General features: G+C 33.2%; 12 protein-coding genes, 1 other RNA gene, 1 pseudogene and 1 riboswitch. All 14 genes and pseudogenes read right to left on the bottom strand.

Features of this window, described 5'->3' with window-relative positions:
• Window positions 1-14: 14 nt before the first annotated feature.
• Complete coding sequence (locus P8V03_RS06350; RefSeq protein WP_261670609.1) at window positions 15-1604, bottom strand: PTS transporter subunit EIIC; 1590 nt, start codon at window positions 1602-1604, stop codon at window positions 15-17.
• A gap of 156 nt (window positions 1605-1760) precedes the next feature.
• Window positions 1761-2525, bottom strand: a complete 765-nt coding sequence (locus P8V03_RS06345) for a MurR/RpiR family transcriptional regulator (RefSeq protein ID WP_318797332.1) — start codon at window positions 2523-2525, stop codon at window positions 1761-1763.
• Window positions 2526-2638: 113 nt separating this feature from the next.
• Entirely contained in the window at window positions 2639-3499 is an 861-nt protein-coding gene (locus P8V03_RS06340) for a radical SAM protein (protein ID WP_318797330.1), read from the bottom strand.
• 110 nt (window positions 3500-3609) lie between these two features.
• Window positions 3610-3781: riboswitch (cobalamin riboswitch) on the bottom strand.
• A gap of 95 nt (window positions 3782-3876) precedes the next feature.
• Window positions 3877-5265 carry a L,D-transpeptidase family protein gene (locus P8V03_RS06335; protein ID WP_318797328.1) on the bottom strand — a complete coding sequence of 463 codons (1389 nt, stop codon included), beginning with the start codon at window positions 5263-5265 and terminating at the stop codon, window positions 3877-3879.
• A gap of 293 nt (window positions 5266-5558) precedes the next feature.
• The gene (locus tag P8V03_RS06330) at window positions 5559-6314 is read right to left on the bottom strand and encodes an AIM24 family protein (protein WP_261670605.1); all 756 of its coding nucleotides are present in this window, start codon (window positions 6312-6314) and stop codon (window positions 5559-5561) included.
• A 499-nt stretch (window positions 6315-6813) separates the two neighbouring features.
• Complete coding sequence (locus tag P8V03_RS06325) at window positions 6814-7572, bottom strand: ABC transporter permease (RefSeq protein WP_318797326.1); 759 nt, start codon at window positions 7570-7572, stop codon at window positions 6814-6816.
• A gap of 112 nt (window positions 7573-7684) precedes the next feature.
• Entirely contained in the window at window positions 7685-8767 is a 1083-nt protein-coding gene (locus P8V03_RS06320; protein WP_318797324.1) for an ABC transporter substrate-binding protein, read from the bottom strand.
• An 8-nt stretch (window positions 8768-8775) separates the two neighbouring features.
• Complete coding sequence (locus P8V03_RS06315) at window positions 8776-9567, bottom strand: ABC transporter ATP-binding protein (protein WP_318797322.1); 792 nt, start codon at window positions 9565-9567, stop codon at window positions 8776-8778.
• A 559-nt stretch (window positions 9568-10126) separates the two neighbouring features.
• The gene (locus P8V03_RS06310) at window positions 10127-10906 is read right to left on the bottom strand and encodes a class I SAM-dependent methyltransferase (RefSeq protein ID WP_318797320.1); all 780 of its coding nucleotides are present in this window, start codon (window positions 10904-10906) and stop codon (window positions 10127-10129) included.
• A 450-nt stretch (window positions 10907-11356) separates the two neighbouring features.
• Window positions 11357-11710: a transfer-messenger RNA gene (gene ssrA, locus P8V03_RS06305) on the bottom strand.
• Between the two features lie 247 nt (window positions 11711-11957).
• Window positions 11958-13352 (bottom strand): hypothetical protein, encoded by a 1395-nt coding sequence (locus tag P8V03_RS06300; RefSeq protein WP_261670599.1) that lies wholly within the window; start codon window positions 13350-13352, stop codon window positions 11958-11960.
• 219 nt (window positions 13353-13571) lie between these two features.
• Window positions 13572-14039, bottom strand: coding sequence for an SsrA-binding protein SmpB (gene smpB, locus P8V03_RS06295; RefSeq protein WP_261670598.1), 468 nt, complete (start codon window positions 14037-14039; stop codon window positions 13572-13574).
• A gap of 69 nt (window positions 14040-14108) precedes the next feature.
• On the bottom strand, window positions 14109-15080 hold the full coding sequence (locus P8V03_RS06290) for an ROK family protein (RefSeq protein WP_318797317.1): 972 nt from the start codon (window positions 15078-15080) through the stop codon (window positions 14109-14111).
• Window positions 15081-15593: 513 nt separating this feature from the next.
• A pseudogene (rnr, locus tag P8V03_RS06285) lies at window positions 15594-17726 on the bottom strand (ribonuclease R); the annotation flags it as partial.
• Window positions 17727-17889 lie beyond the last annotated feature (163 nt).

Raw genomic sequence — 17889 nt, 5'->3', positions numbered from 1 at the left:
TATCTAAATTAAAACTATTCTCCTACAATTCCTAAAGCTTCATCTACCATAGATCTAATTCTAGTTACCTGTAATCCGTAAATTACTTGAACATTTTCACCTTTTTTAATTACTCCTGCTGCACCTGTTCCTTTTAATGTACTTTCGTCAACCTTTGATGTATCTTCAAGAATCAATCTTAATCTTGTATAACAGTTATCTACCTTTTTGATATTTTCTTTTCCACCTAATGCTTCTATTATTACAAGTGCTTCATTGCCTGAAGCTTTTGTTTCTGTTTCCTTTTCCGCTACTGCTTTATTTTTATAATCATTTTTGCTGTAAAGTTTAACTTCTTCAGTACTGTCTTCTCTTCCAGTAGTCTTTAAATTAAGTTTAACTATTAAGAATCTAAATATTAGGTAGTAAACTGCAAACTGTGCAATACCTACTAGAATAAACATAGGCCAACCTGTTTTTGCTATACCTAATGGCAGGTTATATAATAGGAAGTCTATAAGTCCGTTAGGCCCTATTGCTCTTACATTTAATATATTTAAAGCAACCATTCCAAGTCCGCTTAATACTGCGTGTACTCCAAACAATATTGGTGCTGTAAACAGGAATGAGAACTCGATAGGTTCTGTTACTCCCGCTATTATTGATGTTACTGCTGCTGGAATAAGTATCGCTTTAGCTTTCTTTTTCTTGTCAGCATCTGCTGTATGATAAAGTGCTAAACACGCTCCTACTAGACCAAACATTTTTGATAATCCTCTAGCATCCCATATAACTGTGCTAGATAACACCTTGATTGAAGGATCTGCAATTTGTGCAAAGTAAATGTTTCTTGCTCCTTCTATAACCTTTCCTCCTATAGTTTCTATTCCTCCAAGCTGAGTATATAGGAACGGAGTATAAACTAAATGATGTAATCCTGTTGGAATTAAAAGTCTTTCTAACATTCCATACATGAATATTCCGAAGTTACCAGACTTTTGTATATAATATCCTAAGCTTGATATTCCGAGCTGTACTGTTGGCCAAACATAAGAAAGTATAACCGCTAATATAACAACTACCGGAATTAGTATTAAAAATACTAGTCTTGAACCTCCATATATCTGGAAAGCCCCGTTAAATTCTTTTTTACAGTACTTGTTATGAAAATAAGCTACAACTATACCTAAAATTATTCCTAAGAAAACTCCCATGTCTAGAACTTGTGTTCCAAGTACCATTGCCTGACCAGATCCTCTTAATTTATCAACTGGAACTAATTTACCTGATAAACTAAGGAAGATATTCATAGCATTATTGAATATAAAATAAACTAAAACCGATGTAAAACCAGCTTCTGCCTTTTTCTCTTTTGCAAGTCCTACTGCTAAACCTACGCAGAATATTATTCCAAGGTTAGCCAGTATAGGCACTAATGATCCAGAAAGTATCTTACCAAATCCAAATATTAAGTTATTTTTTAGAAATGGTGCATATTGAGCTAGCTTAGCATTTGTTAATATATTTCCAAATGCTATCAGTATACCTACTATAGGAAGTATTAATACTGGAATAAACATAGCTTTTGAGAATCTTTGCATGGCATTCATAATCTTATCCTTCATAATTTTCACCTCTTAATTACTTTATTTTTTACAGCTTTGATTACTTAATTCTTTTTACAGCTTTATTATATATACGTTTTCATATTTTCGAAATGGATTTTGAACATGAAGAAACCTGTTAGCATAAAAGATAACAGGTTTCTCAAATCAGACTATTTATTTACTTCTATCTTCCTTTTTTGTTTCTTCATAGTATCTATAAATTAAGTACTCCATGAACATAATCATATTTGCAAAAAATGAGTTAGGCAATAAATTACCGTCATCTAGCTTGTGCATATCAAATATCTTAAAGGAAATGTCAGAAAGAACTGAAATGCTATTTTCAACTTCCTTTGTAAAAGAAACAACTAATTTATTTCTCTTTTTTGCTACTTGAACCTTATCTAATACCTCTTTAGTTTCCCCAGATTTTGATATTACTATTAGCATTTCCATATCTTCTAGATTGCTTTCAAAGCTTCCTATAGAATCTATTAGTATACTTTTTATTCCTATGCCTAGCAGCTTTTTATTGAAATATTCTCCAGCTATTTTAGAAGATCCTCTTGCATAAATAAAAATATACTTCCCTGTTCCTTTTGATAGCAACTCTACGAATCTTGTTATGTGATTTTCTTCTATATACTTAGATAAAAAATTAATGTCTGTACCTATTAATGCCTCTGATTTTTCTGTAACTCCTGTATTGCTGCTATCTACTAGAGGGGCTATATTATAAATCATATCGATAAATCCAGTAAAACCTAATTTTTTTGAAAGCCTCATGATTGTAGATGTAGAGGTGTAGTTTTCAGCTGCAACACCTCTTACACCAATATCCATAACAGAATCAATATTATTAATTATGTATTCTAGTACCTGCTCTTCTAAAGCTGTTATCTTTTTATTATTAACAATTTTACTTAAGTCAACCTTCATTCTTCAACCACCCTCTAGTTAACATATAGATTTTAATGAATAATTTGCACAATAATATTGTGATGTATATTACATTGGAACTTATATTATATCATAGTATGATATAAGTTGACTTAATCTTCTATATTTTCCTGTCTAAGCTGTCCACATCCACCTTTAATGTCCGCACCGAAATTATGGAATATACCACAATCTATCTTGTCTTTAAGTTTATTGTAAAAATCTATTACTTCACTTTGTTTAGGGGCAGTTAGCCCCTTTATATTATTGTCATTATAGGCTGAAATAATTAGCTTCAGTGGTTTCCCCTTTAACAAAGCTTCTAATCTTTGTAAATCAAGTTCTGTGTCGTTTATCCCCTTAAAAATCATATATCTTAATCTTGTCTTCCTTTTAAAGGTTTCTGCATATTTAACAGCTGCATCAATTATTGACTCTATTGAATATTTTGATGTAACTGGCATTATAGGCTTACGGCTTTCATTTGATGATGCGTGAAGAGACAGATTAAGTCTTATGTTAATTGGACTGCCTTTAAAATCACTTATTAGTTTGTCTATTTTTGGTGTCAAGCCTACTGTAGCAATTTCAAAATTACCTATTTTGTACTTTTCATATATATTTACTATTGCCTCTTTAACATTTTCATAATTCATAAGAGGTTCTCCCATTCCTGCAAAAACAACTGCATCTATTGGCATTAAATTCATTTCTCTACAGTAGCTAACACAAGTGTCTACCTGTTCAGTTATTTCAAGAGAGGTAAGATTTCTCACAAATCCTTGTTTTCCTGTTGCGCAGAAAAAACATCCCTGGCTGCATCCTACCTGAGAGGATACACACACTGTGCTGTGGTAGGTAAGTTTTAACTGGCCGTCGTACATGTATAAGGTTTCAATAGTATTACCATCCTCCATCTTCAATAAGTATTTTACAGAGTTATCCTTGCTTACTAGCTTTTTAACTATTTCCATAACTATCACCCCATCAAAAATTTTTATTACAAAAAGCAAAAAATTCTTGAACACGAATATTCGTATTCAAGAATTTTACCATCATTCTTACTACAGTATCTCTTCCCTAAGATACAATAATGAAAAAGGCAGGTCTCCTGGCTCACGGCTTAACGATACTTTTTCCTTCCCAGTGTTAACCAGTGGATTATAAAAGTTCTACCGCTTACAGTGGTGGGACCGCTGAGGCTTCAACCTCATTCCCTATTCTCCCTTACGGGCACCTTTTTCTACCTATATTATTATGTCAATAAAAGGATATTCCTTTATAAAATTATTATAACTAATAATTCCTAACTTTACAACTACATCATTTTTAATTATAAATTTTTTCTAAGCTAATAATAACAAATAACTGGACTACCTGCCTGTATATTGTAGAATATTTCCCTTGCTAGATAATAAGGGCAGTTTACACAACCGTGAGAGCCATTTGTTCTGTAAATATTTCCTCCAAAAGCACCTCTCCAGTTTGCGTCATGAATTCCTATACCTCCATTAAAGGGCATCCAAAAACTAACAGGTGAACTATAGTCCTGACCCCTTAATACAGTATCTGCTTGTTTATATTTTAGTCTATAAATGCCCTTAGGTGTTCCGTGGTTACTGCTTATATTGCCTGTAACAATATCTCCTTGTACCACTAGGGAGCCATTTTTATAAAACCATAAATGTTGGTTTGTCATATCTATTTCTACATAGGTATTACCAATACCATTTTTATTATGAGATAAAGCAGTTTGGCTATATGTTGGTTCTTTTGTTATAGTTTGTCCTTCTTTGATGATTGTATTTAAATCCTGTATTTCCTTGGCAATATTAATCGACCAACCATAATCGCCACCATCAATATCTATTGTTTTTCCTGAAGATGTAACAAAGTTCCTCAACTTACCAACTGTATTGTAAGCACTAAAAATCTCTTCTAAGCTGGTTCTTACTTTTTCCTCATCAACAGTAATTTCAAAGTTTTCATTAATCTTAAGCCACTTGTTTATTTCTGAACCAGCTATAGTTTCTTTAGATTCTCCGAAAACATAGGTAATTTTCGAAGATACATACTTATTAAGAATATCTTTGACTTTTATAATTTCAGGGGATTTAGAAGTATACTTAGGGCGAATATAACAATCTGTTGTTTCCAAATCTATTGAAGTTTCCTCCTTAGATATCGCTTTTACTATTTGGCTGTATAAAATATCCTTATCCACCTTATTTCCATTCACTTCACTTATAATGACATAACCCTTATCTTCATACTTGAAGCTAGGGTTTTTAGGCTCAACTACATTGCTGCTGTTAAAGCAAGGAAGCTTGTCTATCTTTTCTTTTAATAGTTTGTTGTCATAGGAAAGTTCATCTGTCATTTTGGATTCTTCTTTATCAAAAGGTGCTAAAACCCACCTGTAAGGATTTTGTTTATCTTTGAACTCTTTATAACTCCTACTCGGATTATACTTTAAATTAATATCAGGTCCTCTAATTTCTTCCTCTTTACCACCTCTCTCCTTTAGATTTAATCTATATGACTGTAGTTTAGAAGCCATTTGTTCCTTTGTCTCCTCTACAGTTTTACCAGAAACATTGATTCCATTAATTTCAGAGCCAAAGTAAAAGCGATTTGTAAAATATGCCACCGTCCCCATATACGTGATAAGTAAAACCCAAAGAATAATCATGATACCCATGATTATTCTATTTCCTTTTTCCGTTTCCGTGATACTCATCCCCTTTATAATTAAAATAAAGATTTAAATGGATATTTGTTTTTTAAGATTAATGAATTTTGTGTTAATAACACATACATTTTATTTTATGTTGTGATATTTATACTTAAGACAATTATTATTAATTTTTAGTAGAGAAATATATTTTTCGTGATGATAGTAAATATAAGGGCGTCTACTGAATTGTTAATTTACCAAACTAAATAAGGTAGCTCAGCTGAGCTACCTTATTTAGTAGTATTTATATTTTTTTAGACCAATTAAGTTTTACATGCCTTCCTCTGCAACATATCTTACTCTATAGGTGCCATAAGTATTCTTCCAGTTCCACGGTACACATTAACTAAACCTTCACCTGAAACCGCAGAACCAATCAAACTTTTACTGGACTTTTCAACTCTAAAATCTAGCGAATCAGACCATGCAATGGCATAATTTCCATCAATTCTAACTTCATCATTTTCAAGTACGAATTCTATAAGTTCATCTCTAGGTACAGGACTCTCTAATACAGCGATTCCTTCACCTCTAAGAGATAAATTGAATAATCCTTCCTTTCCCATCATTGCCGAAGAAAGATTAGTTCTAGCTACTACCTTTTGTTGAACCTTGGATTCACAAGCAAGAAAAAGTCCATCATCTAGTACTATTCCACCCCATTCTGAAACCTCTTCAAGTAAAATGTGTTTATATGTAGGCTCTAACATTAATAAACCATTTCCTTGATATTTAGGCTTGATTGCAGATTCTTTTGTTACCTTAGAAGATAAAGCTTTACCAAATAAGTCACCAATCCCCTTAACATCTGCAGCCATACTAACAGCCCCTGAAGTCCACTGCATTGCTCCTGCACTAATTGTATAAGCACTATCTTTTAATTCAATCAAAACCTGTCTCTTTCTAACATTCATTTCTGAAGCAAAATATGCAGCCACAGCATTTGTAGCACTTACACTTAAATCTTTCTTATACTCGAGAACCTTTACATTTCCTCTAGTCTCTACTATTTCTATGTTTTTATTTTCATAGAGATTTTTACATGTTACCATTTTAATTTCTCCTCCTCTTATAAGTTACTATTATTTATTACCATAATACAATTTTATGCACTTATAGTAAGGTAATTATATGATAAGTATTGTGAAAATTCAATCAATAAGATTTAAAACATAAATATTGTCAAATCTATTATATATAGAATCTCCACCTGAGTTTTTGGAAACCTCATCCCAACTGATTTGTTTTTGCTTATCCTCTCCTATTTTGTATAATTTAATATTTACTGTTCCTATATAAAAAAGAAAAGAACTTAAATGATCATCAATGAATACAAGAATGTTACACCTCGTAATGGACGGTATTCATCGGAACTGCTAGCCTTAAAGAAAAAGTTTTATGAAAAATTTATAGCAATAAAATAAGCCCAGCCTACGCTGAGCTTATTTTATATGTATGTCTAATAACTTAAATATTGATACAATTTACTGACTTTAAATATGCAAAGCTGTAGCTTTTAACATATCTATCTAATATGGGATACTCTCGTAATTAGTTATTTATAGTCCACTTCAAAATTCTACATTTCATCAAATCAAACAGGTACATTATCCCAACCAATACAGCCCCAATAAAAATAAATCCAACACTTACAAGATCAAAGCGTGCGAAATCAGAGTAATACTGGACAAAGTATCCCATACCAGAGGTCGCTCCAAACATTTCCGCTACTGTAAGCAGTACAAAGGAAAATTTAAGTGCAACAGCACAACCAGAGAGTATTGCAGGAGAGGCTGCTGGGAGTATAACTTTGAATAATTTTTCTACTCCATTTATTTCCAGGGTGTCCGCATTTTCCAAATACCTTTTGTCAATAGTCATAGTTGCATTAACTGTTGTACCTAGTATTGGCCAAAATGCTCCTAAAAAGATAATAAATATGGATGCATATCGAAAGGAAGAAAAAATGTGAATTGCATAAGGTGTTAAAAGTGTCGCTGGAATAGCGCTGAACCCATTAATATATGGAGTAATATTTTTTCGCAACAACTTTTTCAATCCTATAAGTACACCTAGACTTATTCCCAAGGTTACCGCCATAATATATGCTGGTATAAGCAACCCTAGAGAACTTATTAAACCTTGCATCAGTTGACCTAAATGTGAAACAAACTCTGGTAATATCTTGCTAAGTCCATGAAATAAAAATGGGTCCAGTATTTTAAAACCTTCAGTTGCAATCTCGTATAAAACAATTATTCCTACAAAAATCAGAATCATGCCTAATCTATCTTTAATAAATTTTTTCATGCCACCGCTCCTTATTGAATTATTCTATTGGGATTTAAAAAGTTCATGTAAAAGATAAGCTTGGTATGCAGCTGCATACCAAGCTTATCACAGCTGATTATATAATTAAGATTTACAGATTATTTTTATTAAAAGCCTCCAATTTCTTCTTGAAGAAGTCGCTATTTGGATAGTCCTTAATCAAAGAATCTAACGCTGCTTTATAATTGTTGGTTTCGATATGATCTTCAACTTTGACTTTAGGATCAGTTATGTATCCAAAAGACTGCATCTTTTGCCACATTTTTATTATGCTGTTTTTATATGGATCTGTATCATACTTCATGTGTGGACTAAGTAAAAAGCTTTTTGCTGTTTCAGGAGACATATCCAACTTTTTAGTTGTTAATTCAACAACTCTATCCATACCCCCATCTTTCTGCATCGCTTCTTCAGCTCTCAAATATGCACGAAGTAGCTTTTGTATCGCTTCAGGATTTTCTTTAAGCCAGCTTGTTTTTGCAATCATACGACAGCAAGAGTGATTCGGCCATAGTTCATCAGGCCACATAACAACTTTCATTCCTGCTTTAGCGATTTGAAGCTCAAAACCTGTAGATACTGAACCGAAATCCGCTTGTCCAGTACGTACCGCTTCCATAACATCTGTGTTCTTTTTCATTTCAATAAAAGTAACATCTTTTTTTAAGTCAAATCCTGCATCATGTAGAATACCCTTCAGTACGATGTCAGGAGTTCCACCTCTCATAATTGCAATCTTCTTGCCGCGGAAATCTTCTACGCTTTTATATGTTGTATTAGGATTTGCAAAAACAGGAGTTGCACCAATAATCATATAGCCACCGAACATAGTGAAATCTTGACCGTTTGCAATCTGAATCAAAGGTCCCCCGGTGCCATATGTGGAAATAACATCTACCTGACCTGAACTTAAGGCTTGAAATGCATCTGACCCGTTATTAATGTAAGTAAGCTCAACATCAACACCTTCCTCTTTTAGGTATCCCTTGTCCTCAGCAAGGAATTGAAATACTTGGCCAGAGGTTGCCTGTGCTGCTAGTTTAATCTTATGGGTAGTCTTTTTATCAGAACTAGTTGTAGTACTTGTGTTTGCAGATTTTGTGGAACAAGCTGTTAGAGAGAATAGTGTTAGCGTTAATAGTGCTACAGTTTTTATAATTTTCTTCACTTTCATACCTCTTTTCATATTTTATTATTGGTTTTTAGTTCTATCTCATTATTGATGATTTTTATTAGTTCATATCGCAACTGCATAGCCTGAGGATCATCATATATTGTTTTTCTATTAAGTTTTTTTTCATTATTAAAGGAATATTTGTAAATGATTTTACTCGGCGATTGGCCTAATACAAAAATGTCAGTTGCTAGAAGTAACGCCTCATCCACATCATGAGTGACAAAAAAAATCGTTTTTCGGTTTAAAGTCTCTTTCTTCCATAAATCTAAAATCAAATCTTGTAGTTTGGCTCTTGTTACTGCATCCAACGCACCAAAAGGCTCGTCCATCAAAAGAATTGGTGGGTCAATGCTAAATGCCCGAGCGATTGCGCAACGTTGCTTCATACCACCGGAAAGCTCTTTAGGGAGCTTATCAAAGTTTGACTCGGCTAGCTCCACATCCTTCATCCTTCTAAGTGCTTCAGCTTTTCGTTCCTCTAAATTCATATTTTTAAATTTTTGTTTAAGTGCTATCGTAATATTTTCTCCGACACTCATCCAAGGAAAAAGGCCATAGTCTTGAAAAACCACACCTCTCTGCAGACCTGCTTTTGTAACTGGTTCATTGTCCACAAGAATTTCTCCAGAGTTCGGTTTTTCCAAACCTGCAAGCAAACGAAGAAGTGTACTTTTTCCGCAACCAGACTGGCCAAGCAAGCAAACAAAGGCTCCAGCTTTAACCTTCATATTGATATCACCTAATATTAATTCACTGTCATAAGAAAAACTTAAATCTTTTACAGATACATCCAGCATAAATTTCCTCCTTCTTCTGATGTTGTTTACAGCGTGATAATTTATGCAAGTTTTTTATGTATAACTTAAACCGGCGTTTGCATAAAAAATACTATATTTATTAAGATTTAAATGAATGAATTGACGTACTTAAGAGCTAATACTACACTATATCAATAAAACTTATGAATATAGCAAAATGTCAGATTTAAAACAATGACATGTCAATATACGGGTTACGCGGATTAATTTTATCACAATTTCAAGAAAATTGTCTAATTCATAATATTTATGCAAAAACTTTTCTCTATTTGTTTTTCCAATAAGTATCTTTAAAATTATTGTTTATTTATAATGGAAATTGAACTTTTTATATAACTTCTACTCCAGAATCTCCAAAAAACACTAAAAGCCCTTGAAATTTTCAAGGACTTTCTATTGTATCAATATTATAGTTTATGTATGGTGGAGGTGAAGTGTGATCTTTGAAATCCACTACGAATATGACATATATAATTATCTATCTACATTTCCAATTCAGTTCATAGTGTCAATTATTTCTCATTTATATCTAATCTTCTTATACATTTTTTTCAATTACTCCATAAATAATTGCACCGCTTTTTTTGCCACCATAATATTTTTCTATTCCTAGCTTTTCAAACTCATTAGAGCCTTGTCTTTCTTTAATAACAACTCTTTTTTTACATATTCTAAGTGCTTCCATTAAAATCTCTTTTGTTAATCCCTTGTGATCTGCAAAATCCCTAAAGGAATTTATTGATGCTGACTTTCTATTTGGTTCTTTGAACATAGGATCAAAATATACCACATCAAAACTATTATCACTTTGCTTTAAAATATAATCTTCATATGATTCGTTAACGACCTTTATATTATCTATAGCTTTACCATCAACATCATTATAGCTTTCTAATCCACATTTACTTAAATAAGCTATATACTTATTAACTTCTGTCCCTACTACATACCCCTTTTCTCCAACAACTGCTGAAAAGACAAGAGAATCACCTGCAAGACCTAATGTACAATCTAATATACTATTTCCTTCTTCTAATTTTGTTGCCTCTATTATAGCTTCTTTATTGCCTTGTCTTATTAATTTAATCTTAAGTTCTGACATATTAGGATGCCAAAACAGTGTACTATCTTCTCCCTTTATAACAATCTTATCTCTTTCAATCACTAATAAATAGTCAAAGCCATCCTTCAAAATTGTTTTTTTGATACTTAAATTATCTCTTTTTATATATGGTATATTTAAATCTTTAGATACACCTTTTGCTTTATAATTTAAACTCTCATCTGCATCTCTTGTAGTAGTAACTGCAATCTTCATTTTTTCTCTCTATCTTTCTTCATAATATATTGCAAAAATAATTGTTAATTTATAATTGCAGAATTTATAGTTAATCTTTTGTTCTCGTAAAATTTATTGTAGTATTTCTCAATTATATTGTCATATCCTTATTTTCTCATCTATTATTCCTTTGGAAGCTTTATATTTTCCTAGCTACGCTCCCTTTACATTCTAACAAACATTATACTATATTTCAGTTGAAATATGAGTTTTATTTATAAATACTGAAATATAATAGGAGAGTGTACACAAAAAACTCATAGTATTCTATAGCGTTATCGCACTAAATAATTAAAAATATTCTTCCGTAATAAAAATTGACGATATTCAACTAAACTTCTAGTCGCAGAACTTGGTTTCTATAATGAATTTATATCTATAAAATGAAAAACCCACGAAAATCCAACTTTTAGATTTTCGTGGGTTTCATGGTGGAGGTGAGGGGTGTCGAACCCCTGTCCGAAAGCAGTAATACCTAGGCATCTCCGAGTGCAGTCCTTATTTTAACATTCCCTCTGCCAGCCGCCCAAGGACAGGCTTCTGGTTTCAGTAGCTTCATAAATCCCGTTTCTAGGTCAAAGCTTTCCTAGACTCGTTTCACCGCTGTCGACGCCCTATCCTAAGCCGCGGTACTCAAAGGTAGAACGTAGCAGACTAAGCTGCTAATGCAAAATTATCGTTTGCGTTTATCTTTAATCCCATAGTTTTTTAACGCGGGCCCACAGGTTCCCTCGACTCGCTTCCTAGACACAACAAACCCCCGTCGAAACCAAGTACACCCCCATGTCATTAAATACAACACTTCGGTTAGTAAGTGTATCTCCTAAAATATATAAACGCATTTTCATATTAAGTTTTATTATTAAATTGTACCATTTAAGACTCTCATCGTCAAGGACTTTTAACCACCTGACAGTTATTATAATACACTATAAGTTGTGAGTTATCAATAGTATTATTAACTCCAACTGAGTAACTTATTTCCTAAAAGTCATGACCTTGCTCTTAAATATAGAACAAGGTCTTTATTTTAGATTAGAAACATTGCTACTATAGTCGTAACAACTAAGCCAATAACAACTGGCTTAATATTTCTTTTAGCTAATTCAAAGGCATCAACTCCGCATATAGCTGCTACAGGTATTACTGCCCAAGGAATTATAGTTCCTCCACCAACCCATATTCCAGCTATCTGTCCTAGTGCAGTCAATGTTTCTACACCGCCACCTAAGGCTGTTGAGAATAGGTTTGCTATAGAACCTACTAGGGATATTCCTGAAAAACCAGAACCATCTAAACCGGTAATGGCTCCTACTGCAGTAAGTGTTCCAGATGCTACAACTGAATTTAGCGGTACTGAATTAGCGAGAGCTACTCCAAGGTCGTTAACTATACCATGGGAACCAGATGGAAGTATCTTTCCGAATATCTCTGTGAAGGCTGAATCTCCAAGGTAAAAGAAAGCTGCTATAGGAATAACTACTCCAAATATCTTAAATCCAAATTGTAATCCCTTAATAAGATCACTAGTTATCTTTTCTAATGACTCTTTTTTATAGGAAATTACAGATATTAAGCTTAGTATAAACACTGCAGTTCCTCCTATTAAAGCTGTTGCATCTCCCCCCTGTAGCTTGGCAATATACATTATAAATATATCTACTGCAAATAATCCTAGAGTAAGTACGCCCAAAAACTTTCTAGCTTTACTTGATGGGATTAAAACAGGAGCCTTTTCCGCCGCAATTTCCTCTTCTCCATTATAGTCTACGGTAAGCTTTCCATTCTTAATATCTTTCCTAAGTAAGTAAAATGCTGCTGCTGTAGTTACTAAACCCATAGTTATTGTTAGAGGTACACTGGCAGAAATAACACTGGCTACTTCTATTCCTGCTGCATCTGCTGTAAGCTTAGGTGCTGCTTGTATTATATAATCACTGGACAATGCTATACCATGTCCGAACAAGTTCATAGATATAGCCACCCCTATAGCTGGAAGTCCTGCCTTTTTAGCTATAGGTAGAAATAACGCACCTATAAGTGCTACCGCTGGCGATGGCCAGAAAAACCAGGATAGTATCATCATTACTATACCTATAACCCAGTATGCAATCCAATAGTTCTTAATAATCGGTTTAAAAGGAGATATTAGTTCTTCATTGATTCCTGCTGCTATTAAAACGTTACTCATAGCAGTTATGATAGAAATGATAAATATGGTAGGCATTAGTTCTTTTGTTGCATAAACAAAGCTGTTAAATACTCCCATGGTAGACTTATATATGGAGCCTGTCCCTATGAGACCAAGCAAGAATATACCTACTATACATATGAGGGTTATATCTTTTTTTCTAACCATAGCTGCAATAATTATTAATATAAAAATTAAATAAATGTAATGTAGAGAAGTTAATGTAATGCTCATTTTTTGCCTCCCTATAAAATTATTATGATAATAGATTATGCAGCATAGGTGGCTATGGTGATAGTTTATTGGTTGTTTAATAATAGTTATTCCATAAAAGCATGTTTTATTAGAAAAACCGCTTTCACCTTATCAAATTAAATATAATCTCATTCTGCATCTATTTACACAGCATCATTCAAATCCATCAAAAAATAAAAAGGCTGCAAAGTTACAGCCTTATCTTAATCTTTCTTTCATTTGTCTATCAATATCTCTTTTTGCTGCTTTTTCAAGCATTGCGTCTCTCTTATCGTAATCCTTTTTACCTCTAGCCACCGCTAAATTTACTTTTACTCTACCATTTTTAAGATAAAGTGATAGCGGTATAAGTGTATATCCCTTTTGAGTTGTATATCCTAATAATCTAGATATTTCGCTCTTGTGAAGCAGCAGCTTTCTGTCTCTCAAAGGATCTCTATTAAATATATTACCTTGCTCATAAGGACTAACGTGCATATTACGAATAAATATCTCTCCATTTAAAATATCTGCATAGCTGTCTCTTAAATTTGCCTTACCAGCTCTAATAGACTTTACCTCTGTTCCTACAAGCTCTATGCCTGCCTCCATACTTTCTTCTATAAAATAATCATGTCTTGCTTTTCTATTTTCAGCTAGTGTTTTATTTCCAGTCTGTTTCTTCATATCAACACCTACTTTTTCTTTATATAAGATATTTTATTATATTACAGATATATCCAAAAGTCAATATTTCTAAGAGCTGCTCTGGGAGAAATAGTTACTTTCCATTATAGCAAGGGCAACAGCACCTATAACACCTGCATCTATTCCTAAGGCTGCTGGTACTATCTTAGTACTTTCCGCCATAGCTTTAAAACATCTCTCGTTAACTACTTCTTTTACTCTTTCAAATACTATGTTTCCACCCTTTGAAACTCCCCCTCCGATTATCACCATCTCTGGATCAAAGGAAGCAATTACATTAGCTACACATATCCCAAGATAGTTTAATGCTTTATCAAGAACTTTTTTAGCTATCTTGTCACCTTTTTCTGCTTCTTTAAATACCTCATAGGCTGTTATATCTTCATATGCTCCTAAAGATGTATCTACTCCCTTTGCAACCTCTTCTCTTGCTGCTCTTCCTATTGCAGTACCTGATGCTAATGCTTCTGCACAGCCATAGTTGCCGCAGTTACAAAGAGGCCCATCCTTTTCTAAGGTTGTATGTCCTATTTCTAAAGCGTTTGAAGTATTCCCTCTATAGATTTTTCCGTTTAATACAGCTCCTCCACCTATTCCAGTAGAAACTGTTATAAATACCATGTTATTTGTTCCTTTACCTGCTCCAAATACATATTCACCTATTGCCGCGGCATTGGCATCATTATCTAGGTAGACAGGAATATTAAACTTATCCCTTAAAGGGTTAACCACATTGAAATTCTTAAAAGGAAGATTAGGAGTAGTTATGATTTTTCCCTCCTTTGCGTCTAGAGGTCCTGGAGAACCTATACCTATAGCTGCTATTTTATCTATATCTACTTTAGAATCTAGTATTACTTTTTCTATTACAGATATTATTCTTTGTAGTACTGCCATTTCCCCCTCTTCTGCTTTCGTAGCAAGAGTGTACTTAGAAAATATATCTCCATTAAAGCTTGCAACAGCTCCACTTATCTTAGTTCCACCTAGGTCGATTCCTACTACAAACTTACCTTCCATGGTAACTCCTCCTTTGCATAATACTCTATTTAATTATACACTATATACCATAGCTACCACAAATACTCATCTATATCTTCTAAAGCAGCTGAATTTTTATTAACTAAGCTGTAAGTATTTCAAGAACATCTTAAAAAATTAAAAAGACGAGATTGCAAAGCTTGCATCCTCATCTTTTTTGTTTATCATTGATTGATTTCTATTCCTCTAACCCTATCTAAGCTTTCTTTGAAAATTCTCTGCAAGAACTATCTCTGAAGTTTTAGAGTCACTTTTCATCTTTAAATCATTTCTGTTTAAATCCCTATTTCCAATCCCATCGGTAGTGTAATCTTCAACTGGTGCTATAGATAATTCGCTAGAGTTTTCCTCAAGATTTCTAGGTATGCTTACTTCCTCTGAAGCCATTGTTGGTTGTGGCAGTTCTCCATAAGCTTCTTCTATTCTGGCATTTTCACTGTTTAAGTCACCATTACCTATTCCATCTGTTGTAAAATCTCTTTTTTCTCCACTTTCAGCCATATCTTCCTCATCTCCTTTTACTAATTCAAAGTAAATCTCATGAGAGAACATATCAACCTTTAAAACTCTAATTCTTACATCATCGCCTAGTCTGTATATATTCTTAGTTCTTTCTCCTATGAGACTTAGATGCCTTTCATCATAAACATAATAGTCATCATCCATAGTACTCATATGCACAAGACCTTCTATAGTATTTGGGAGTTCTACAAACATTCCAAAGTTAGTAACGGAAGATATTATACCATCATACTCTTCTCCAATTTTTTCACTCATATATTCAGCTTTCTTTAAATCATCTACTTCTCTTTCTGCATCTTGAGCCAATCTTTCCATATCTGAAGATTGCTTTGATGCAGCTTCTACTTCTGCTGTTAATTTTTTTGTTCTCTTATCATCTATTTTACCATTTATAAATTCCTTTATTATTCTGTGAATAATAAGATCTGGGTATCTTCTGATAGGTGATGTAAAGTGGCAGTAGTATTTTGCCGCTAATCCAAAGTGTCCTACGCACTCTGGTGAATATCTAGCTTGTTTCATGGAGCGAAGTAAAAGTGTACTAACAACTGTTTCTTCCTTCTTACCCTTGATCTTTTCAATTACGTCCTGCAGTGCTTTAGGATGTAGTTCCTGTCCCCACTTTATTACATATCCCAAATTATGAATAAATTCTCCAAAGTGTTGAAGTTTTTCTTCATCTGGATCTTCGTGTATTCTATATACAAATGGCATATTAGCCCAGAACATATGCTCAGCTATAGTTTCATTACATACCAGCATAAATTCCTCAATTATTCTATTGGCTATTGCTCTCTCATAAGGCTTTATTTCTATAGGTTTTCCTAATTCATCAAGAATTATTTTGCATTCTTCAAAGTCAAAATCTATAGCACCACGGTTAAGCCTTCTTTTGTTTAATACACCACAAAGTTCTTCCATAAGCTTAAAGGTATCAACTAGATAATCATATCTTTCCATGACCTCTGGATCTTTGTCTCTAAGTATCTTTGTAACATTAGTATAAGTCATTCTCTCATTAGTTTTTATGATACTTTCCATTATTTCATGATCAACTACTTTACCAGACTTATCAATTTCCATAAAACAGCTTAGTGTAAGCCTATCAATCTGTGGATTTAAGCTGCATATACCATTTGAAAGTTTCTTAGGAAGCATTGGTATAACTCTGTCTATTAAATATACAGATGTTCCTCTGTTTAACGCCTCTTTGTCTAATGGATTTTTTTCTCTTACATAGTGAGATACATCTGCTATATGTACCCCTAGATAGTAGTTTCCATTTTCTAATTTTTCTATGGATATAGCATCGTCTAAATCCTTTGCATCCTCTCCATCTATTGTAACTATGGTTAAGTCTCTTAAATCTTTTCTTCTTGAGTACTCTTCTTCTGGTATTTCTTCTGGTATTCCGTCTGCAAAGGAGTCTACCTTTGGCGGAAACTCTTCAGGCAGACCGTATTTCTTAATTATAGTAAGTATATCTATTCCTTTTTCGCCTTTCTTACCTAATATCTCTACTACTTTTCCCTCAGGATTTCTTCTTTTGTCCGGCCAAGAAGTTATTTCTGCTATAACAATTTCTCCAGTTTTAGCTCCTTTTCTAGATTCCTTAGGTATAAATATGTCTTGATATATTCTTTTTTCTTCCGGTACTACAAAGCCAAAGTTTTTACTGTCTTCATAGGTACCTATAACAGTTTTATTGGACCTCTCCAGTATTCTTATTATTTCTCCTTCTCTTTTCTTGCCTCTATTTTCCTCTCTTGTTACTTTAACCACTACTTTGTCACCATTCATTGCTCCATTCATGTATGAAGATGGTACAAACACATCTGGTGTCTGGTCATGTGGTATTACAAAGCCAAAACCCTTTTGATGACCTTGAAGCTTTCCAACAGCAAGACCCATTCTTTCTGGAACTCCATAATGTTCAGTACGGGTTTTTACTATTTCTCCGTCCTTTTCCATGTCATTCAATATCTTCTCAAAATCTTTTCTGTCTGCTTTTCTTATACTGAAAACTCTTTCTAATTCTCTTAAATCCATTGGTTTATATGCTTGTTCTCTCATAAAGCTTATAAGGGTTTCTCTAATATTCATATTTCTCACCTCGTAGTATTTTAATGTTATAATTCATCCTTCCTACATATTCCAAATACGTCTATTTAAATATATGTAAATTCTTACGCTTTTACCTGTAGAATTATTTATTATTATCTTTGTACTATTACCTTAAAAATATTCATATTAGAATATTTTTATA

It is taken from the genome of Clostridium tanneri (assembly GCF_033659955.1).
In the GTDB taxonomy this organism is placed as follows: domain Bacteria; phylum Bacillota; class Clostridia; order Clostridiales; family Clostridiaceae; genus Clostridium_AM; species Clostridium_AM tanneri.
This window is presented reverse-complemented; position numbering and strand designations above follow the sequence as displayed.